This is a genomic window from Pseudomonas parakoreensis, from assembly GCF_021602155.1.
GTDB lineage: Bacteria > Pseudomonadota > Gammaproteobacteria > Pseudomonadales > Pseudomonadaceae > Aquipseudomonas > Aquipseudomonas parakoreensis.
This window is the reverse complement of sequence record NZ_BQHY01000095.1, coordinates 1-255: the sequence shown is the minus strand read 5'-3', so window position 1 is coordinate 255 and position 255 is coordinate 1. Positions and strand designations below refer to the sequence as shown.

The following is a 255-nucleotide window of genomic DNA, read 5'->3' as shown; positions in this document are numbered from 1 at the left end:
GAAATTCAAGCATGAAGCTGGCATTGACCGGTGTCCTGTAGGAGCTGCCGCAGGCTGCGATCTTTTGCCTTGGCCTTTGAAGATCAGAATCAAAAGATCGCAGCCTGCGGCAGCTCCTACAGGGATCCGGGTGTTTTTGAGTTTTTTGGACGACACGCAAACTTGTGGGAGCTGGCTTGCCAGCGATGACGGCGGGTCAGTCACATCCTTATTTTTTTGACACACCGCTATCGCTGGCAAGCCAGCTCCCACAGT

Annotated in this window: 1 protein-coding gene; it reads left to right on the top strand. The window is 53.3% G+C overall.

Annotated elements, in window-relative coordinates; genetic code table 11:
- Window positions 1–220: hypothetical protein (locus tag L6D63_RS28550; protein WP_236170528.1), on the top strand; the 220-nt coding region annotated here is incomplete at its 5' end.
- Between the last annotated feature and the right edge of the window lie 35 nt (window positions 221–255).